Here is a 19838-nt window from a genome sequence, read left to right as displayed (position 1 = left end):
ACATAATGTAAATTATGCGAAAGTGCGGTTTACCTCACGTTATGAGGCGCTGGCTACGAAGGGACTCACGAGATGACATCCAGGGATGAGGAAAGCGCAATGCTCGACCGGTGTGCGGCCGCTGCGGTCGGCGAACTTGACGCTGCCAGCGATCAGCGGGAGGCCAATATCTTCCGTCTGGCCGCCTTGGTCCTGGGGCCGCGATTTGACGCCGAAAACCGGCGGTTGATGTTGGCGAGCGAGCGATACTTCAAGGAGCATCCTGCCGACGTCGTTCCAAATGTAGAAGTCGTGCGCCGGGGCTGGATCATCGGATTGCCACGCCTGCGCGACATGCTTACCGCGCGGCTCCGCCCGCAGGATCCGGGTACAGTGATGCTGCGGCGGCGGACGATGGAGTGATCACAAGGCTTAGGAATGCAGGCAGCCTGCCCGCCGCGCGGTCTCAAGACGGGCTGCATCCGATGCGCTGGCCTGCCGGGCTAACCGGTTGAGCAATTGCTCACACTCCGATCCGGCATCGAAATTCACTGGGACCACCGTCCCGCGCGGCGAGCCAACCGGATCCGAGTCGGCTCCCTCGAGCCCGAGGTAGATGTGGCGCGACAGAATTGCCACCATCACGATGAAGGCGGTTGCCAGAAGCAATTGAAGACATGTGGATTTGGCCGGCATTGAATCCTACGGACGCTGCCTTTCCCGCGCCGTCTGCGTAGCGTCGTCGGTTTCCTGCAGCGAATGGAGAAAATCCCCCACCAGTGCGACACACTCGTCGAAGCTCCTGTTGAAACTAATCCGCTGGATCCTGCCGAACTGCTCGCGCATGATCGGCGGGCCGGCCTGAACCTGGTCCAAGAAGGCTGCTGCGTGTCGAAGCAGAAACGGCGCAGCGTGCACGAGCGCTGTGGGTTCTTGCTCGACCACGACGGCCAGGTCAAAGAGATCCCGTGCGGTGGCCCGGTCGCCACGATGGTAAAGCTTCTTGGCAACGATCTCGGCTGCGGTCTCCACCTTGACGGGTTGCCCCATGATCTCCCAGATCTCGAATGCCTCGTCGGTCAGGTTGGGCGAGGCCACGACGTCGACTTCGCCGGCGTCGAGGACCAACTTCACGAAATTCCCTTGCTCAACATAGTCGCTCGTGATGCTTTCCGCGGCCTCGCTCAAACGCGGCGTCACGAACCCCAGGTATTGCGGATCCGGTACAAAGAGGTCGATATCACGGGAAAAGCGATGGCGGTACCGGAGCATCAGGACCGTCCCTCCCCCGAAGGTCCAGAACGGCTCGATGCCCCCGTGCTTTCTGACCTCGTCCATCAGCGTGAAGGCGTGCGGGAACAGGCTTTCCCAAATGTCACCCTGGAGTTCAACCTTCATGCCCACAGGCCTCCGCGTGTAGCCATCAAGGACTGCGCGAGCCGCCTGAGGTTCTTCCAGATGTCGGCCGGATTCCGGTGTTGCTTCGCCGCCACTTCCGCGACTACCTTGGTGACGAGCTGCAGAGGCGCTTCATCCAGAACTTGGGCGACTTGCGGGCGATACTCCGACGGCACCTCCCCGGTGGCCAGGGCGCGCTCCAGCTCGTCTGGTGTGAGCTCGCCTGTGTAGCTCACGTTGGCGCCCTTCGCGGCCATCCACAGCGCGCGCGTCGGCGCCCCACTGGCCAGTCGGCTGTCATCGGGATCCGTTATATCGAGTGCCAGGCCGAGCACGTCCATCAGCCGCCCGAGCGTCTGGATCGTGGCGTTGACGCTGCCGTGCTCAATGCCGTTGAGCGACTGGCGCGAAAGCTCGGCCATGTCGGCCAGCTGCTGTTGGGTCAGGCCCAAGGCAACCCGCTTGCGTTGAATCGCGTTACCCAAGAGAGCAGGATTCACGGCGATAATCTCCAAACATGTGTCAAGTATAGACGACAGCCTTGGGAACATGTTTTTCCGCCGCCCGCGTGCTATAGTCCGCACACGGCTTGGTCGGAGCCGGCTGCCCACCTAGGCGAACCCGGACGGGACGATCTCCAGACAACCTTTTTGCCATTTCCCTTGATGCGGAAGCGGCGGCAGTGGGCACCGCGCGTCCTTTCCAGCACCAGGAGAAATCGCAAATGCCGAACATCCATCTCTTCACCGCCGCTGACATTGAGAAGCTGAAGCAGTGTGCGCGCAAGCTCAAGCGGGCTGAAGGCATTCCTCATCATCTCGCCCTTGAACGGGTGGCACAGGCAGTCAAGGCGCCCACCTGGCACCACGTGGTTGAAGCCTACAAGGCGACGGACGCGGTCGACCAGGCTCTCGTGTCAGGGCTCGTGCTGGCGTTCGATGTCAAGGACGCCGATCATTTCGACGCCAGTGAGGCCGGGTTCGTCGCTGACGATCAGCGCATCGCGGAACGAGTGTTCGAGGACATCGTCGATATGCACCGCTATGGCCTGAATGACGACGGCGTGCCGGCGCACCAGCTTTTCGATGACGACCAGATTCGCGAGTTTGCAGAGGAGGACCTGTGGAACTACCGGTACTTCAGACTCACTGCCAGCGAGTCGCCCCACAACATCGAGGCAGCGATGGTTAGCTTGCGAAAATTTTGCTTTTTCGGGCCAAGGATCGTCTGGCTTCGGGGCGCTTGCTACGATACCTTTGAGCAGACCATGTCAAGCGAGTCTGGCAAGATAGTTGGCGTGCAGTGGCGCGGATAGCCGCCTGAAGCCCCCGGGAAACAAGGAGAAGCCGTGAAGCGGGACTGGGACACAATTCGGGACGTCCTTTTGGAGGTCGAGGAACTGGATGCAGCAAAGTTCGCAGACCGTCAGTATGGGCCGGTAGCTCGGTGCGACGATCCGGTTAAGGCCATGCATGCCGTCCTGCTTTGGAAGGCTGGTTACATTGAGGGAGCGGACGCCAGCTCAATGGACGGTGGGGATTCAGTGGTGGCGTTTGGCCTGACATGGGATGGCCATGACTTGCTGGACACGATTCGCAGTAAAGCGGTCTGGGAGCGGATCAAGGACGTTGCGAAGAACAAGGGCATCGAACTCACGTTCGAAGCCGTGAAAACGATCGGCAAATCTGCCCTTGACTGGGTGCTCAACTGTTGAGAGCTCCCCGCCAACCATTTGCGGCACTCAATGCCTGGCTAACTGTTGACATCCGCTGATGCGTCTCTACTACCTCACCGCACAGATCTGGGCGGAAAAAATTCTGCGCGAACGCAGACTGAAGCTTTCGACCATTGACGAACTGAACGATCCGTTCGAGCTACAGGGGGTAGCCATTGGCGAGCGGCAACTGCGTAGAATTTATCGGTTGCTGCATGAGCACTGGACCAAGAACATCGGCATGATTTGCACCAGTACCTCGTGGCAGAGTCCGGTGATGTGGGCGCACTATGGGGACAAGCACCGTGGCGTATGTCTCGGGTTCGACGTCGAGGACGCCGAGGTTCATCAGGTCAGGTATGAGCCGCACCGCTTGGTCGGTCTCCTCGACGACCTGGTCGAGCGCCAGGCAATGACGCAGGAGCAGCTGACAACGATCCTGACCACAAAGTTCAAGGACTGGAGGTATGAGCAGGAGTGGCGGATCTTTGCATCACTGGCCGATCGCAAGCCCAGTGATGGCCGCTATTTCTTAAGCTTTGCGCCGCACCTCAAGTTGAGGGAAGTCATCGTCGGTGCTCGCTGTGACGCGAGCATCGAGGCAATTGCCGCACTAGTCCCGAGATCCACGCACGCGGTCGAGGTATTCAAGGCACGGCCGGCGTTCGACTCTTTCCGAATTGTGCGTCAGCAACGCGTTGCCCCCATCATCGTCGCCGCCGAATAAAACCCAGGGCGAAGCGACGACAAGATAGGCATTGCGGACCTCAGCTCACTAATGTGGTCAGGATAGAAGTCTGCTTGACGCTCGGCCCACTCCATCCCGCCGCCTTGATCAGCTGCAGCATCCTGCCCATCTGCGAGGCCGCTGGCGTGCTATTGATGTCGGAAAAAACCTCGTCCAGCATCTCTCTGAAGGTGATCAACCTAATGGGGTTACCCGCCAGGTTCTCTAGAAATATTGGGTTTTGCTCCCAGCAGGTGCGATCCGGCTCGGCGAGCCGTGTAACGGCCGTGATATACGTGAAGGTGTCCGAGCCAGTCGCATTGCGGATCTCGTGTCGGAATGCATCTGCCCACTTAGGTTTGACCAGCTCGCGGAAGCCCATCCACGCTTCTCGGCCGCCGACTTTCTTGTTGGCGTCAATTGCTGCACACCAGTACTTTGGACGGAATCCTGCCTGCCAACTTTTGCAACTCACCACTACAATACGATCCGACCCGCTTTTCGACGGATGCAAGCCAATGACGTCAATGTCGCTTGCCACCGAATCAGATTGAGAATGGTAATCCTCATGGTCTCTCGCCGGACGAAACTTCAAGTTGTGCCGCGTGAAATACCCCCTGTGCTGTAGGTACTCATCGACCATCTGTTCAAGAATGTCTTCCTTCATGGCAAGTTGCCCTCTTGCTTGAGGTTCCAGAATCTTCTCATCGCCGCCATCCGTCGGGCATCCTCAGTTGTCACATAGCGGGTGGTGGTGTCCAGCGAGCTATGCCCCGCATTCTGTTTGACTGCCTCCAGCGGCGCGCCGGCGGCGAGCGCGTGTGAAATGTGGGTGTGCCGCATCCAGTGGGTGCTGGCGGCGGCCAGCCGTTCGGCGCCGCGCCCGTCGACCGGCGCCAGCTCGGCCGCGCACGCCTGGAAGAACCGCTTGATCTGGCGGTACAGGGTGGTAGCCGCCAGTCCAGCGTCCGCGCCGGCGGTGTCCCGCTTGGCCCAACCCGCCCGCTCGGCTTGGTCGGTCGCGTGGCCCAGCAGCGCGACGCCGCGGCTCGCGGCGGGATCCGCGCGGAACCCGCGGGCCTCGAGGTACCGGCCCAGGGCCGCGATGGCGACGTCCGGCACCGGCACCCGGCGCAGCTTGTTACCCTTGCCCAGCACCGTCAGCCACCAGCCCTCCTCCCGTTCGCCGGTACCGGGCTGCGCGAGGCTCACCCACTCCAGGTCGTCGGTGGTGACCGCGATCACCTCGGACAGCCGCAGCCCCGTGGCGTACAGCAGTGGCAGCGCAACCTGAAGCCGCTGGTTGGCGGAGGTGGCCGGCAGCCGCGCGAGGCAGCCGGTGACAAAGGTCCACTGGTCCTCGGTCAGGCTGCGCCCCACGTCCAACTCGGGTTTGGCGCTCCTCGGCACGTGGATGCCCTGCCACGGGTTGCCGGCCAGGTAATTCTTGGCGTTCAGGTAGCTGTACAGGTTGGCCAGCACCCCGATGGCGTAGCTCTGCGCGCGCGGGTTGAGCGGCCCCTCTAAGGGCCGCCACAGCGGAGACCACCGCTCGCGCGAGCGCGGCGCGCACCAGTCCGCCGGCGGCGAGGCGAGGAAATCCCGGTACGCCAGGCAGTCGTCGGTGTCCATCGAGGACAAAGGCTTGCGCCGCGCCAGCACGGCCCAGAGCAGGAAGCGCTCGGCCTCCTTGCGGTAGGCGCGCTGGGTGTTGGAGAGATAATTGAGCCAATCGACGGGCCCGGGCATGGTGGCGACGTCCTTGCGGCGCTCGCGCAGGCGCAGGATCTGCTCGGGTGAAAGGCCTGGCTTGGCGCGCAGCCACGACAGCACCGCCTCATAGTCGTTGTGGGCACTGATCAGGCAGCGCGCCTGCGGCAGACGGTAACGGCCGTCGCGACCGTCCAGGTCGGCTGGCATCACCAGCTTGTCAAGCGGCACCAGGGTGGCTTCGGGCCCGCGCGGGACCACGCGGGCCAGCTCGTGGGCGTAGCGCTGGCGCCGCGGCACGGCGACGTGGCCACCGATCGTGCGGCCCAGCGAACCGGCGTGGGTCCTCAGGAAGGCCTCGATCGCGCGCGCCTTGCCGGCCCCGATCGCCGCAATGCCGCGCGACCAACCAGTGCCGAGGCCGTTGATGCGGTCGACCAGGTCGGCGAGCGTGCCGACGCCGGTGGCCTCCAGGCGTGCGGCGAGCGGCTCGGCCAGCCACGCGCGGCAGGCGTCGCCGGCCAGTACCGGCTGGACGTACTTCTCCTCCAGCCAGTCAATGGCCTCGAGTTGGCGGCGCATCATTGCGGCGCGCTTGGATTCCCGCTTCAGGGCATCGCCATAGCGCTCCTGGTAGGCGGCGAGCTGCTCGGATTCGCTGAAACCGTCCAGGCCTGCCTCGGCGGCGAACTCCTCCAGCAACGGCAGGCCAAGGCCGCGGCGACCGATGTTGCGGAAATCCTTCAGATCCAGCCGCAAGCGCCGCGCCATGCCCGGACGTTGGGCGCGGCTCGCCGCGGCCGACAACTCGTCGCGCAGCCAGGTCGTGACCCGGCGCACCTTGGGATGCGCGGCGAAGGCCCGCGCGGCCTGCGTGTTCTGGCCGCCCTCCCCCCTATCATCATCGGCGGCCGGCAGCCTGGCCACCAGTTCGGCGTCGGCCTCGATCTCGCCCTCTTCCGCCAGGTAGCGTTCCCACATCGGCCTGGCGTGCAGGCCTTGAATGATGGCGCGCAGGAAGCCAAAGTGGCCGCGGTGCAGCTGGCGGCGAGTGACGGACCGGCGCCGGCGGCTAATAGGTTTAGCGTCGGCGGCCTCCGTACCGGCGACCGGAACGCCGTTGCTGTCGGACCGCATGACAGGATCCTGGGTTGTGGGCATTACTCGACCGCGAGATCCAACCGACGAAGCGTCTTCAGGAAAAGAGCTTGAACGTCGTCCTGCTGTTTCGGAAAATGGGCCTTGAAGGCAGCATCAGCCTCATTCGTCACCCCGTATTCACGCAGGTTCTCTCTTGCATGCCTATAGAGCCACCTTGAGTGGAGGACGATCAGGGCTGTCAAGTAGGTCGTTAGCAGTGACATTTCTGCCACCGCCGTGATGCCAAACGGATCTCGCATTTCCAGTGCTTTCGGTATGCCTTCGAGCAGTGCCTGACATTCGGCATGGGTCTCGCCACGGCTCATGAGAAGTCCAGCATACATCTCTGGACGCTTGAGCTTCAGCGCAATGCAATAGGCCAGAAGCGCTGCGTTGGGCCTGCCGTTGGTAGTAGTGGCGAGGCCGTATAACGTGCAACCGCGCTCTACGTCCCGGGCTGAGAGTTCGAAGATAACCGCGCAGTGCGAAAAGTCTTGGGCGAACTCATGGTCGTTCACGCCAATCCGGTTTAGCGCATCGAACACGAAAGCCGACAACCCTGGAATCGTCGCATCGGGCTCCACGCTCCGTGCAGTCGGCAGTCGCAACGACAGGTGCAGGAACTTGCCAAGATAGGTATTCGCATCGGTTTCGGGACCGTAGACCCCGCGGATCGCCTTCTCCAGTTGGTCGCGGTTCATCAGCAGGACGAACACGAGGTGCGGCACGTCAAAGAAGTGCTTGATGCGCTCAATCACCCGGACGGCGAACCCTGGCCTGCACCGGTCCAGTTCGTCCACTAGGATCACGACGGGCTTGCCTGTCGCCTTGAAAGTCGCCTCGGCGAACTCTGTGAGTGCTGCGCGGAAGTGCTGAACCGTCTTCTGTTCCTCCTCCCAGTCGTCGAATCGTCGCTTGACCCACGCGCTGGCCGCGTCGGCCGACTTCTCGGTCGCTTGGTCCACCGCGTCATCGTATTTGCCAACGATGTCCGAGGTGCCAATGGCCCGGCCGGCGAGGTTGATGAGCGCTTTCGTGCCGAGCGGGAGCAGGGCACGCAGGACGGCGCCGGCACGGTGCTTGAGCATGCCCACAGGCCCGCTGTGCTCCTCGCAAAGTTTTAAGATCGCGCCAGCCAGCAGTAGGAATGCGTCCTCCGCATAGTCCTGTTGGAAGGCGTCGATCACGCCCACCCGGTGGCCGAGTTTCTCGAGGTGCTTGGCCCAGTGCCGTCCGAACCAGGTCTTGCCTTCGCCCCAAGGCGCGTCGATGGCGACGACTGCCCCGACTCGTAGCCGGTCCAGGTATGCGGTCAGCCGTTGCGCGATCTCTTGGCGACCCAGCAAGTCCCCCTCAAACGGTTCATCGATGGAATCGAGTGACGCCGGGCCAAGCACCAGCGGTGTCGGAGTGTGGGTAGACATGTGGCGGGATGTCCCTTGGTTTGATGCCGCGGCCGCCTGCCAGCCCAATGCTGGCGCGCCGTCCGAACGGATCCGTCACATTCTAGCTGGAAGTGCAGGGATATAGGTAGGGTATGCGTACCTTATTTTCGCTGTACATGATAAGTACGGTTATCATGTACAGCGAAAAGCGTTGTTTTCAGCGCCCATGCGAATTTTACGCTCGGAATATGGCGCAACCGTCATGTGACGTGCTACGCTAAAAAAACGTTGTCGACATGGTCGACAGGGGAGTCCGGCTTTACCCACCGCGTGCAAGCATCCCGCTGCGGTCCGTCCGGATGTCGTACCGGCTTACCCATGATGATTCCCGGGTGGCCCGCAATGCACGCAGCGGCAAGACACCCGAGCGGAGATCGTCATGGACATCCCCTTGCTGTACCTATGGGCGCGCATCATTACCGATGACCTCGCCCCCAAAGCGGGCCGCAGGCCCAGCTTCAACCGCGTCCTCCAATGTGTGCCTGCCGCTGCGGGCCGGATGAATTGGCATGAGGCCAGAACATCGCCGGCTGAGTGGCGGCACGTCCGTTGGGACCTGCGCGCGGCCGAGCGGCTCTCGAATCGCCTGTCTCGCGAACTGCGCCTGAACTTCTCGCCTGAAGCGCTGTGGGACACCCTGCGCCCCCGTCCCGCGCTCGCGGTGTTCTACGCGGCACGAGCAACGTAAGGTGATCAAGTACAACCAGCTCGTGGCCAACATGGTCGTCCTATACAACGTGCAGTGGATGTCGCGTAAGCTGAAGGAACTCCAACAGAAGGGGCATCCCATCGACGCCGAAGTGCTCATGGATGGTGTCCGGCTGGATATCCGAACCGTTGCGGATCAGCCCATCCAGGATGTAGACCGCCTCATGCACGCCGCAGGGAATGAAGTTGCTGAAGAGCGCGATGTACATGTCGGACACGTGATAGTAGCCAATGCCGCCATAGCCGCCATAGCGAATGTGATACTCGGACAGCAGGTTCTGCTCGTACAGATTCCACTTGGTCCCATCCGCGGAAGCCCGCTTGCCGGAGCCCCAGTATTTCGGCAGTGCGAACTGGTTGTAGGCGTTGATGACCTTGACGATGGCCTTGTCGAGTCGCTCTTCCGTGACGTGACGCAGGTTCAGCCAGGCGACTTGCTTGCGGCTCAGGCCCTTGACGGAGCGCGCCGTTTGGCTGGGGCCGAGGTTGCAGCCGTAGCAGAACAGCGTGCTGATGAAGCGCTTGCGCGGGTCGTCGATCTTGGCGTCGAACCCGGACAGTGGTCCAAACAGCCTGTGCAAATCCAGCCACTGCTCGGTCTCAGTCAGTAAATCCAGGATACTGATCTGCGGCATGGATGCAGTGATGGCCTGGTCGACCAGCACCTTGTTGGGCGGCTCGGGCTCCCTTCCTGGCCGGTGGATAACCAGACCCTGCTCGCCGAGTTCAATGCCGCTGTTGTTGGGGACGCTCGCATCGACCTCCTCGAGTGCCGTGCTCAGTCTCTCGCGCAGCGTCCTCACGATATCCTTGCCGTCCGTCGGTAGTCCCACCATCTCGCAGTAGCGTGGTAACTCGCGGTGGAACTCCTCTTGGGAGACCTGGTGTACGCGGAAGTCGTCAAATTGATCGCTGCCCTCAACGTAGAGATCGCCAGAATTCAGCTCGCGCATCACCTGGTGGAACACGCACAGCTCGAAATACCTGCGGTGCAGCAGTCGAGTCCCTCCGCCGCCCGGGAAGATGGCTTTCTCCCACTTGTCCGGGATCCAGTCGAGTGGCAAGTGCGCCAAGTCTTCGTCGGTGAGTTGCAGATACTCTCGATGCGACGCTCGGAACCCCTGCATCCAGGCAAGTGCCACCAGTACTGCCTTGTCCTGAGAGCTGGATCGCAGCGGCAGTACCTCGACACACTGGAACAGCAGGGATCGGTGCGCGCGATACGGCGCCAGCATGAACGGTAGATCGAAGTTGCCGGCATAGGCGATATGCTCGTTGCAGCGGGCGAGCGCGCCGGTGGCGTCGTCGCCGAGAACCTCTCGCACTTTATCGAGACGGAAGATGTCGGCAATGCCGTCGTCCTGCAGAACCTGGAGCACGTCACGAAACTGGCTAACCAAGCTCTCCAGCGCGTCGGCATGGGCTAGTTGGTATTGTTGCAGCCGAGCCCTGGCGATCGACTCGAACTTGCGCATGACCTTGATGAAGATCTCCGCCACATCATCGAGCGCCTTCTGCAACTGGGCCTGAATGAAGAGCACCGCCAGCGTGTATCGTTTGGCGGGCTTGAGCGACCGGATCTCGGCGATATCCAGCGCGCGTGCCTCCGTGATCAGCTGGGCCCGCTTGGGCACCGATAGCATGGCTGGCGCCGCCGGCAGGCCGTCGGCCAGCTTTCGCAGTTCTTGGATGTGCGTGAGGAAACTCGCGATCTCGCGGGTGGCTGGGCGTTTGGGTTCGCGTTTCAACTGGTCCCAGGCGGATTTTCCCGCATTGCCCTCGAATAACGCCTCGATCCTGGCGATGAGCGGGGCGTCGAGTCCCTCGGAAATGGCGCGATAGATCGCCTCATTGCATCGGTGGCGGGCCTGGGCCGCGATCCGTTGCAGCCCGGCCAGCGGCGGCAGCTCATACCGTCCCCGGATCAGTTCCTCAATCAGGACGTTGACGATGTCCGGCAACTCGACCTTGGTCTGCGCGGCTTCCGACGCCAGCACCTGCAGCCATTCCTGCGCGTCGGCGTCGATTTGCCGGATGTCAACGTGGGCGCGCAGCAGCTTTTGGTGCCGCGACCGGGTGCCCGAGACGTCGTATCGCATCACCGTGGGCCGCGACAGAGGACGGGTGCGCAGCGCGGAAGCTACATGGTCGATCACGGCGACCGGCACATCGGCCAGCATCGGGAAGTAGCCGAGGCGTTGCAGTAGCTTGAGCTGAACGAGGATCAGGACCGAGGTCGATGTCTGGCGGGCCTGGTTTCGCGCAAAGCGGACTTCGGCCGCAGTCGGTGTGAATGCCGCCTTCAATTCTGCCGCGCTGAGTTCGGCCGGCAGCGCCGGATAGGCGGTCTCGTGGATCGGCTGCATGACCTATCGGCGCGCAAAGGCCTGCTCTAGTTGCCGAGCGCGCTGCACCTCGTCATCGTGCAGATAGATCGAGGTAGTGGTGATCGACGCGTGGCGCAGATTATCGCGCACCGTGGTCAGCGTCGCGCCTTGCGCAAGAGCGTGAGTCGCATGGGTGTGCCGCATCCAGTGCGGGGTGGCGCGGCGCAGCTTGTCCGCCAAGGCGGGATGCTCGATTTGGATCGATTCGGCCGCCAGCTGGAAGAAACGCCGCAGCACGTCCCGCAACCGCGGCGTCGTGATCCCTTCCGACCGTTCCAGATTGGCGACGAGCGGCGTGTCCGCCTTCCAGTGCGCGGGTGTCACCGGCAGGCCGCGCTGCGCCAAGTACTGGTCGAGCGCGTGGCGGGCGAGCGGGGGCAGCGCGACCTTGCCTGGCTTGGCGCCCTTGCCCATCAGGTGCAGCCAGCGTTCGCCGCGGGCGCCGATTTCGATGCCGCCGAGTGTCACTCCCACCAGTTCGCTGGCGCGCAGCCCCGTGGCATACCCGAAATCGAGCAGGAAGCGCAGGCGCTGCGCGGCCGGCGCCGTCCAGCCGTGCGACCATTCGAGCCCATCGGCGATAGTGCAGGTCAACTCCCACTCACCCGCCGTGAATGCCCGGGAGGCGTCCAGGTCAGCATCACGCTGACCACCTCGCACCTTGAGGCCGGCAAACGGATTAGCCAGTACGTAGCGATGCTGGATCAGCCAGCGGAACATCGCGCCCAGGACCGACAGGGCATAGGCGATCGAGCGTGCCGACAGCCCGCCGGTGAAGGGACGCCATTCCGGCGAAGAGCGGGGCCGCGCCGGCGCGACCCAGCGTTGATGCGGCGTCGGCCGGCGCAGGAAGGCGCGGTAGGCGGTGGCGTCTTCCGTCGCGAGCGACGACAGCGCCTTGCCTCGTTCGATAATCGACCACAGCAGCAAGCGTTCGGCCTCCCTGCGGTAGGCCCGTTGCGTCTCGGCGGATTCGTGCAAGCCCAGCCAGGCATTGATCGCTGCATGGTCATTGTTGGCCGCAAGCGTGCACAGCCGCCGTGGCGCCCGAAACGCGCCGCGCGTTCCGTCAACCTCGTGCGGCAGCCGGATCCGCTCCCACGGCACAATGGGCTCGGCCGGCGCCGCCTTGATCAGGGCACGCGCCCGCTCGGTCAGCGGCGGGTGGGCGGCGAAGAACGATTCGATGTGCTGAGCGCTTCTGGCGCCCAGCCCTGGAATCCCCGCCCACCAGCGCCGTCGCCGCGGGATGCGCACCGTCAGGTCCGCCAGCGTGGCGATGCCATGGGCACGCAGCGAAGATACCGCACGGCCGGACAACCATAGTTCGATGTTGTCGCTGACCTGGGGCACTGGCATCGGCAAGGACCGCAGCGTCTCCATCGCGCGGGCGATGGCTTGGGCCTGGTCCGTACGCGTTCTTACACTTGCCTGAAACAGGGTGGCTAGATCGGGGCGGTGACGCCGCAAGGCAAACTCAGCCAGTTGCCGCCGGATCTGCCCGAGCACACCGCGCGCGGACTGGCCCCTTCCCAGCGCGTCGGGGCAATATCGCTGGACCGCCTGCCGCGACGGCGTACCGGCGTACCAGGCGCGCAAAGCGGCCAGCGAGGCCGCGTCGGGCATGTCAGATGGTGTGGGCGTGTGCGGCATTTGAGGCTCTCTGGGGAGATCAATCGATGGACATCGACAGCTGCCCGTACGGTCCGGTGTAAATCGCAAAACCGCAGTTTAGCCAGTGAATATGACGGTATCGATAAGATGGCTTATCGTAATAGCACGATCAAAGCGCCAGTTCGGTCCGAGACTCCGCCCCCGCAAAATCGCTGGTAGCGCCCGCGAAATCGCCAGATCTTGCGGGAGGTGGCCAATCAACTTGTAAGCTGTGCAGTCCGCAGCCGCTTGCTCGGCCTGGCTTTCCGGCGTGCTGCCAACTTGCGCCTCCCCCATCGCAAAGGCGTTGGTGAGCCCCCCTATGCTGTCGTTCACGCGGGGCGGAGGGCTGGCAATGCACCATATGAACATGAAAGCCGGAGCAGCAATGGCAGCAGCTAAAGCAGGTGAATGTCGAAGTGCGGAAGGTCGATGCGAAAGATCACGCTGAAACAGCGTCTGATCGAAAGCTATAGGTTGCATGGCAAAAAACTAGACCCTGCCCCCATAGGAATGCAAGTAAAAGCGCCGATGTCGTGAACGACACCCTATTGGCGGCCTAGGGAGCCTACCCATCCACGACATCGACTCGATACCGGGCAAATTCGCGGCCAAGAGCCCCGCTCCATGTAATCGCCCACCTACCCCTTGACTTTGGGGTGCACTCCAAGAACTAGGATTCAGGCATCGCGATATGGCTTCAGTGTCGTTTGCCCGTGGCTGAGCCGAGAGAAACGAAGGGCGTCACCCTTGTTTGATGGAGTAAAGAAATGACCGCAAAACGTAAAGTGGAAGTGTTCAGCGCGGGTTGTGCATCGTGCGATGACGTGATCGAACTCGTGAAGCGCACCGCATGCCCGTCCTGTGACGTGACTGTTCTTGCTATGACAGATATCAGCGTCGCGCAACGCGCCAAGGCGCTCGGCATTCGCTCGGTTCCGGCCGTGGTGATCGACGGCGAAGTCGCCGGCTGCTGCACGAGTCGAGGGGTCGATGAAGCGTCGCTGCGGGCGGCCGGCTTGGGCTGCTCGGTCTAGTCGGCGAGGTAAGTGGCCTGGGAATCCGCGCTGCAGGCGCCGTCCTGTCAGCGACGGCCTTCCCAGGCTTAATGCCTTCGCCTTTAGCAGGCGAAGGGCAAGGGAACTCATCGCGACCTCGCTCACCACTGATTCCAGATTTCCAACGCGAGACCAACATCTGTGAGTCATCGATTCAGGGCAATCAGGCAAGGTTGTGACAGACATGGACGATCTAACTGTGACCGATAAAGCGCAAATTGCCTGCGATGCGGGCGAACGACTGCCGCGAGCAACAGTCGAGCGCGAACGCCTGCTCCGGATGCTGGCGGCGGCGACCTTCATCATCTTTTTTCAGGCGTACATGGTCGCGCCGATCATCCCGGCACTGTCGAAGGCGTTTGGCAGTTCTGTCGAAGCAGTCGGTCTCATTGTCCCGGCGTACCTGATCCCTTATGGGATCGCGACGTTGGTGTTTGGGCTTTTGGCGGATCGCCTTGGCATTCGGCGCGTCATGTTCGCGTCGCTGCTGGCGTTCGCGGTGCTCACCGCCCTGACGGCGACGGCCCACTCGATTGAGGCAATCGCGACCTGGCGGATCCTGACTGGGCTCGGCGCGAGCGGGGTCGTGCCGCTCGCACTGATGCTCGTCGGCGGCATGTATCCGTACGCGGAACGGGGCCGACCATTGGGGTGGCTGTTCGGTGCCATGGCTGGGGGAATGGCCTTCGGCTCAACCTTTGGCGCGGTGCTCGAACCTTTCCTCGGCTGGCGCGGGATCTTTCTCGGTGTGGCTGCGGCCGGAGTGGGCATCCTGTGCGTGTTGCTGCCGCACGGGCACCTCGTCGGCGCCGCCACGCGGCCGGTCGGCGGCACGCTTGGCGACCTATTCCGAGCCTACCGCGGCCTCCTCGGTACGCCACGGGGGCGACGCACCTACAGCTACGTCTTGCTCAACTCGATCTTTCACTCCGCGGTGTTCACGTGGCTTGGTGTTTACTTTGAACGACGCTACGACCTCGGGCCCGTGGGCATCGGTCTGGCGCTTCTCGGCTATGGCGTACCGGGATTCCTGTTTGGGCCGCTCATCGGCCAGGCCGCGGACCGGTGGGGCCGCGGCCGGCTGCTGCCCGTCGGCCTCGGGCTCAGCGCCCTCGCCGGGGCGGTCCTGATCCTCGATCTGCCGCTGGGCGTCGCTGTGGTGGCGGTGACTGTCCTTTCTCTAGGCTACGACATGACGCAACCGCTCTTTGGCGGGATCGTTACCTCGCTCGGGGGGCAACGTCCGGGCCAAGCCATGGGTCTGAACGTCTTCACGCTATTCGTCGGCTTCGGGCTCGGCAGCCTCGGCTTCGGCGCAATTCTCCAACTCGGTTTCGGAGCCGCGCTCGGGATCTTCGCTGCCGTTGAGGTGCTCGCGACGGTGGCATCGATCACGCTGTTCCGGTCGGAAATCCCATGGAGTGCCGCTTCCCGACACCGTAACAAGTAAGCGTGTCGTGAGCATGGAGTCGGCGCGCGAATCGACCTTGTTCTTCTCGGGCGGTGGCAACGCCGCGCCTAGCCTACAGCGGCCGAACCACCGGGGCGGCCGGATGCCGAGCCGGGCAGTCAGTTCTGGCCGCTGCGCTACGGCGGTTGAGACATTCTCTCTCCGTACCGACAAAGTCGATCCAGGCAACTCTCAATACAGCGCTTGACTCTTGGGTGTACTCCAAGGTTTATATTCAATTTGACGGGGCTGCGAGTGAGTTTCGGCCGCAGTCGCTTGTGACAAACCGCGGAGTTGCAAATTAGGTAATCCCGGCAAGGAGAGACGCATGAAAAAAGCCATCTTGAGAATCGACGGCATGCATTGTGACGGGTGCGCCGCTATCGTTCAGTCGTTGCTCGCGCGTCAGGCTGGAGTCCAGTCGGTACGGGCGTCCTACGCAGAGGGTCTTGCGCAAGTTCTCTTTGAGCCACAAGCGATCTCAGAGCAGGCACTCGTGAGCGTGATCGAGAACGCGGGCTATCAGGTCACCTCGCGCTTCACCACGGCCGAGGTCCCATGACCGCCGCAGCAATATGCCGCCGGCGATGGGTTTTTATCCATGCTCAATCGACCCTTTAGATACCGGTCAAGCCATGAGGTGTCATCGTGAAGGCCGCCACTACCATTGAATCCCCTCCACGCTTCTGGAGCGAGGAACCCGCCAGCCTGCCCGGGCGCCGGCGCATCCGTGCGCGCATCGGCGGGCTGCACTGCTCGCTGTGCACCGGCACCATCGAAAAGGCGCTCGGCAAGCGGCCCGGCGTCGACAAGGTGGCGGTGAGCTTGACGCACGAGCAGGCACTGATCGAGTACGATCCGAGCGTGGCCCGGGCCGAAGACCTACTGCAGACGCTCAAGGACATCGGCTATACCATCTCCGATCCGCGCAAGTTGCGGCCCTTCGAGGAGGAGGAAGCAGCGCTGGTGCGCGAGGGCCGGCGCTTTGTGGCCGCCGTCGGCTGCAGCCTCGCGGCAATCGCGCTGGTGGCCAACCCCGTGGGCTTCTGGTCAACCCTACTTTCTGTCGTTGTCTTCTTTAGCTTGGTCACGTTCCTCTTCGTGGTCCTCAGACCCCGGGGGATCGGCACCGCGCTGGGCGGAACCACGGGCCTGTGCGTGCTCGGCGTCGTGCTCTACTACGCCAGGTCCCAGGGCTGGCTCGCAGAGGCGGCGCCGTGGTTGACGGCTGCGCTGGCGTTGGGGCTGGTGTTCGGCATCGGCAATCACATCCTCGTCATGGCGGTGCAGGCACTGCGCCGGGGCATTCTCAATCAACACGTCCTGCTGGAGATCGGCGCCTTTGCTGGCATCGCTGGGGGGCTCATCGGCCTGATCCTGCAACCCGCCGGCTATCCCACCGCACCCTTCTTCGCGGTCGCGGTAATGGTGGCGACGTACCACATCTTCTCGGAGTGGCTCTCGCTGATCGTCAAGACGAGAAGCTCGCAGGCGGTGAAGAAGCTGTTGGATCTGCAGCCGGACATCGCACGCGTGATCCGTGACAACCGGGAAATGGATATGCCAGTCGAAGAGGTCAGGCTTGGCGATCGCGTGCGCATCCGTCCCGGCGAGCGGATTCCGGTGGATGGTAAGGTCATGGACGGCCACTCGGCAGTGAACGAGGCGCTGATGACCGGCGAGCCGTTGCCGGTCGAGAAGACGCGCGGCGACGCGGTGATTGGCGGCTCGATGAACGGGACCGGGACCCTGCTGGTCGAGGTCACCGCGATCGGCGAGGAGAGCTTCCTGCAACAGGTGATCCGTCATGTCGAGGACGCGCGCGCCCTGAAACCAGGGCTGCTGCATCTGGTGGACCGCGTGCTGCGGGTCTATACGCCAACGGTACTCGCAGTTGCCGCGCTCTCGGTGATCGGGTGGCTCATGGGTTCGCTGCTCGTTACGGGACAGATCGACCTCGAGCGCGCGGTGTTTGCGGGCTTGAGCGTGCTGGTGATGGGTTATCCGTGCGCGGTCGGTATTTCCGCCCCGCTCTCGATCGTGCGGGGCGCGGGCGAGGCCGCGGAGCGTGGCATTCTGATGCGCACCGGCGAAGCGTTCCAAGGCTACCGCCTTGTGACCTGGGTCGTGCTCGACAAGACCGGCACGCTCACCGAAGGCCAACCACTGGTGCAGGAGGTCGTGCCGCACGACGCGAGTGAAGACGAATTGCTCGCGATTACGGCCGCCGCCGAATCGAGTTCGGAGCATCCGCTCGCCCAGGCGATCCTGGATGTGGCGCTCCAGCGAGGCGTCACGCCGCCGCACATCGACGAATTCGAGGCGGTTCCGGGTCAGGGCGTGGTGGCGCGCATCGAAGGCGTGCAGGTTCTGGTGGGACGCCCCACTTTCGTGGAGGCTCATGGGGTCAGCCTCGTCGCCCTGGCTGCGCGTATTCGGGAGCTGGAACAGAAGGGGCGCACGGTGATTGCCGTCGCGAAGAACGGCAAGGCACTCGGCATCATCGCTCTGGGCGACCGGTTGCGCGCCGATGCAGCGAAAACCGTGGCTGCGCTGCGTAAGGCAGGGATCAAGCCGGTGCTGCTAACCGGCGACAATGAGCGTGCGGCTCGGCGGATCGCCGCCGAGGCAGGCATCGACGAGGTTTATGCGGGCGTGCTGCCAGACCAGAAGGCGGAAATCGTGCGCCGCTTGCAGAAGAACGGCAAGGTCGCGATGGTCGGCGACGGCGTAAATGACGCGCCAGCACTAATGCAGGCGGACGTGGGCATTGCCATGGGGAGCGGCACGGACATCGCGATCGAATCGGCCGACATCATCATCCTGAACCCGCGCCTGGCGTCGCTGCTTGTCGCCCACGACATCAGCCGTCGCGGCTACCGCAAGATGCTGCAGAACGTCATCCTCGCGTTCTGCTTCAACGGCATCGGGATTCCCGTGGCGGCGACCGGTCTCGTCTATCCGGTGTGGGCGATGGCGGCGATGGCGGGCAGCGTGACAGCGATCTTCTTCAACTCGCTGTGGGGCAAGCCCGGATTGTTCTTTGATGCGCTCATGAGCGTGGGACGGCCGCTTGACATAAAGGAGCAGACCGCGTGAGCAACTTGGCGGCACGAGATGACCTCCTCACGCCGCCCGTATTGGCGGCGCGTCCGCCTATGGTCTGCGCGCGCAGAGAGGACGCAGCGTCTGTCAGACGGGCCATGTGGGTATCCATGGTCGAATCCGAAACTCCGGACAACCTAAAGCCGGAGGACGACATGCTATGACCGGCGCTATTTTGAGGGGGCTGCGCAATCCGTTCCGGAGCGCGACGCGGGGTGTCGTCGTCGTGTCGCTGCTCGCCCTCGTGATCGGCTTCCTCGCGCTCATGATTCAGGCAACGCTTGCCAGCCGCGAGAAAATCGCTGAGATGGACGGGCGGGTGCGCACCTTGATCGAGCTGCGTGAGGCGGGCGCTTTCGGCACCGGCGGGTTCGGCGGTGACAATCCAATCGGCGAAGCGCTCGGGTTTAACCTTGACACCCTGAAGAAGGCCTTACGGATTCCGCATGCACGCCACCTCGCCCGGGTGGACGAGTATGTCTACAACCCGGACGTTGACCCTTCCAAGCGGAATGCGTACGCGATGGTGATCGGGCTTCACCCCGGGGCGGCGTTGCGCGCGATCGGAGAGGTCGATTACGAGAATGCAAAAATCATTGCGGGTCGCTCCTTGGGGCCGGGCGATGCGCAAGCCCATGTCGCTGTGGTTGGACAGCTCTATGCCCAGCAACGGCTCGGTATCGGTGAGCCGTCGGCGGCGGCTCTAGGCGGTCGCGAACTCGTCCTGAACGGGCAATCGTTCCAGGTCATTGGCATTTACACCACGCAGAACGATTTCGGCGACAACCACGTCTTCATCCCGATTGAGGCGTTCCGCGAAACCTATCACCCGGGCAGAAAGCTCTCGAAGATCTTCGTCACCGTGGATTCCGTTGCCCACGTCGAATCAGTGGTCGCAGACCTGAAAGCGATACCCGAAGTCGACGTGGTCACGACGCCTGAGGCCGTGTCTACTGCCCGTACCACCTTAGGGAGCCTCTCGGTGGCAAGCGCCTATGCGGCTGTGGTGCTGTTCGCGATCGGCGCGGTCCTGATCGTCTTCGTGATGATCCTGAGCACCCGCGAGCGAATCCGCGAGATTGGCACGCTCAAGGCGATCGGCGCTTCGAACCGCGAGGTGGTGGTTCAGTTTCTTGCCGAGGCAGTCGCCGTGAGCGGTCTCGGCGGCCTGGGTGCGCTGATCGTCGCAGCCGCGCTCACCCGCGCCCTGAGCCGGGCCTTGGGCCTGCCCGTAGCATTCGACGCAACCGTGATCGTCTTCATTCTGGCCGGCTCGATACTGTTCGCAGCGCTCGGGAGCCTCTATCCGGTCGCCAAGGGCGTGCGTCTCAGCCCGATGGAAGCCATGCGAAGGGAGTGACAAC

General features: G+C 63.1%; 17 protein-coding genes and 2 pseudogenes. 11 read left to right on the top strand and 8 right to left on the bottom strand.

What is annotated here, in order from left to right; all coding sequences use genetic code 11:
• Window positions 1–72 precede the first annotated feature (72 nt).
• Complete coding sequence (locus ACW4E8_RS15980; RefSeq protein ID WP_456805388.1) at window positions 73–402, top strand: hypothetical protein; 330 nt, start codon at window positions 73–75, stop codon at window positions 400–402.
• Window positions 403–411: 9 nt separating this feature from the next.
• Here ACW4E8_RS15980 and ACW4E8_RS15975 read toward each other — a convergent pair whose 3' ends face one another.
• The 3 genes from ACW4E8_RS15975 to ACW4E8_RS15965 are packed head-to-tail and all read right to left on the bottom strand — an operon-like array spanning window position 412 to window position 1877.
• The gene (locus ACW4E8_RS15975; RefSeq protein WP_456805387.1) at window positions 412–675 is read right to left on the bottom strand and encodes a hypothetical protein; all 264 of its coding nucleotides are present in this window, start codon (window positions 673–675) and stop codon (window positions 412–414) included.
• A 6-nt stretch (window positions 676–681) separates the two neighbouring features.
• Window positions 682–1377 carry a nucleotidyl transferase AbiEii/AbiGii toxin family protein gene (locus ACW4E8_RS15970; RefSeq protein ID WP_456805386.1) on the bottom strand — a complete coding sequence of 232 codons (696 nt, stop codon included), beginning with the start codon at window positions 1375–1377 and terminating at the stop codon, window positions 682–684.
• Window positions 1374–1877, bottom strand: coding sequence for a helix-turn-helix transcriptional regulator (locus ACW4E8_RS15965; RefSeq protein ID WP_456805385.1), 504 nt, complete (start codon window positions 1875–1877; stop codon window positions 1374–1376). The genes ACW4E8_RS15970 and ACW4E8_RS15965 overlap by 4 nt, the downstream gene beginning before the upstream one ends.
• A 224-nt stretch (window positions 1878–2101) precedes the next feature.
• On the opposite strand from ACW4E8_RS15965, the gene ACW4E8_RS15960 reads away from it, so the two are divergent.
• Genes ACW4E8_RS15960 through ACW4E8_RS15950 form a run of 3 tightly spaced genes read left to right on the top strand, consistent with a single transcriptional unit; the run spans window position 2102 to window position 3818 of the window.
• Window positions 2102–2692, top strand: coding sequence for a hypothetical protein (locus ACW4E8_RS15960; RefSeq protein WP_456805384.1), 591 nt, complete (start codon window positions 2102–2104; stop codon window positions 2690–2692).
• 33 nt (window positions 2693–2725) lie between these two features.
• Window positions 2726–3091 carry a DUF2513 domain-containing protein gene (locus ACW4E8_RS15955; RefSeq protein ID WP_456805383.1) on the top strand — a complete coding sequence of 122 codons (366 nt, stop codon included), beginning with the start codon at window positions 2726–2728 and terminating at the stop codon, window positions 3089–3091.
• A gap of 58 nt (window positions 3092–3149) precedes the next feature.
• Complete coding sequence (locus ACW4E8_RS15950) at window positions 3150–3818, top strand: DUF2971 domain-containing protein (protein ID WP_456805382.1); 669 nt, start codon at window positions 3150–3152, stop codon at window positions 3816–3818.
• A 40-nt stretch (window positions 3819–3858) separates the two neighbouring features.
• Here ACW4E8_RS15950 and ACW4E8_RS15945 read toward each other — a convergent pair whose 3' ends face one another.
• From ACW4E8_RS15945 to ACW4E8_RS15935, 3 genes are read right to left on the bottom strand one after another with little or no spacing between them, the layout of a single operon-like run.
• The gene (locus tag ACW4E8_RS15945) at window positions 3859–4485 is read right to left on the bottom strand and encodes a hypothetical protein (RefSeq protein WP_456805381.1); all 627 of its coding nucleotides are present in this window, start codon (window positions 4483–4485) and stop codon (window positions 3859–3861) included.
• A complete protein-coding gene (locus ACW4E8_RS15940) occupies window positions 4482–6665 on the bottom strand; it encodes a phage integrase family protein (RefSeq protein ID WP_456805380.1) in 2184 nt (727 codons plus the stop codon). Before ACW4E8_RS15940 ends, ACW4E8_RS15945 begins: the two co-directional genes overlap by 4 nt.
• 23 nt (window positions 6666–6688) lie before the next feature.
• On the bottom strand, window positions 6689–8092 hold the full coding sequence (locus tag ACW4E8_RS15935) for a KAP family P-loop NTPase fold protein (protein WP_456805379.1): 1404 nt from the start codon (window positions 8090–8092) through the stop codon (window positions 6689–6691).
• 400 nt (window positions 8093–8492) lie between these two features.
• On the opposite strand from ACW4E8_RS15935, the gene ACW4E8_RS15930 reads away from it, so the two are divergent.
• The gene (locus ACW4E8_RS15930; protein WP_456805378.1) at window positions 8493–8801 is read left to right on the top strand and encodes a hypothetical protein; all 309 of its coding nucleotides are present in this window, start codon (window positions 8493–8495) and stop codon (window positions 8799–8801) included.
• Window positions 8785–8919: pseudogene (locus ACW4E8_RS15925) on the top strand (Tn3 family transposase); the annotation flags it as partial. The gene ACW4E8_RS15930 and the pseudogene ACW4E8_RS15925, both read left to right, overlap by 17 nt.
• Here ACW4E8_RS15925 and ACW4E8_RS15920 read toward each other — a convergent pair.
• Both ACW4E8_RS15920 and ACW4E8_RS15915 read right to left on the bottom strand, forming a co-directional pair.
• Window positions 8920–11187 (bottom strand): annotated as a pseudogene (locus ACW4E8_RS15920) (Tn3 family transposase); the annotation flags it as partial.
• 3 nt (window positions 11188–11190) lie between these two features.
• Window positions 11191–12861, bottom strand: coding sequence for a phage integrase family protein (locus ACW4E8_RS15915; RefSeq protein ID WP_456805377.1), 1671 nt, complete (start codon window positions 12859–12861; stop codon window positions 11191–11193).
• A 770-nt stretch (window positions 12862–13631) separates the two neighbouring features.
• Here ACW4E8_RS15915 and ACW4E8_RS15910 point away from each other — a divergent pair.
• The 5 genes from ACW4E8_RS15910 (at window position 13632) to ACW4E8_RS15890 (ending at window position 19834) form a co-directional block, all read left to right on the top strand.
• Window positions 13632–13898 carry a thioredoxin family protein gene (locus ACW4E8_RS15910; RefSeq protein WP_456805376.1) on the top strand — a complete coding sequence of 89 codons (267 nt, stop codon included), beginning with the start codon at window positions 13632–13634 and terminating at the stop codon, window positions 13896–13898.
• Window positions 13899–14103: 205 nt separating this feature from the next.
• On the top strand, window positions 14104–15369 hold the full coding sequence (locus ACW4E8_RS15905; protein WP_456805375.1) for an MFS transporter: 1266 nt from the start codon (window positions 14104–14106) through the stop codon (window positions 15367–15369).
• A 328-nt stretch (window positions 15370–15697) separates the two neighbouring features.
• A complete protein-coding gene (locus ACW4E8_RS15900) occupies window positions 15698–15931 on the top strand; it encodes a heavy-metal-associated domain-containing protein (RefSeq protein ID WP_456805374.1) in 234 nt (77 codons plus the stop codon).
• Between the two features lie 86 nt (window positions 15932–16017).
• A complete protein-coding gene (locus ACW4E8_RS15895) occupies window positions 16018–18468 on the top strand; it encodes a heavy metal translocating P-type ATPase (protein ID WP_456805373.1) in 2451 nt (816 codons plus the stop codon).
• Window positions 18469–18634: 166 nt separating this feature from the next.
• Complete coding sequence (locus ACW4E8_RS15890) at window positions 18635–19834, top strand: ABC transporter permease (protein ID WP_456805372.1); 1200 nt, start codon at window positions 18635–18637, stop codon at window positions 19832–19834.
• The last annotated feature ends 4 nt before the right edge of the window (window positions 19835–19838 follow it).

Source organism: Cupriavidus sp. CP313, from assembly GCF_054072015.1.
Note: the sequence above shows the minus strand (reverse complement) of the source record. Positions and strands in the feature narration are given on the sequence as shown.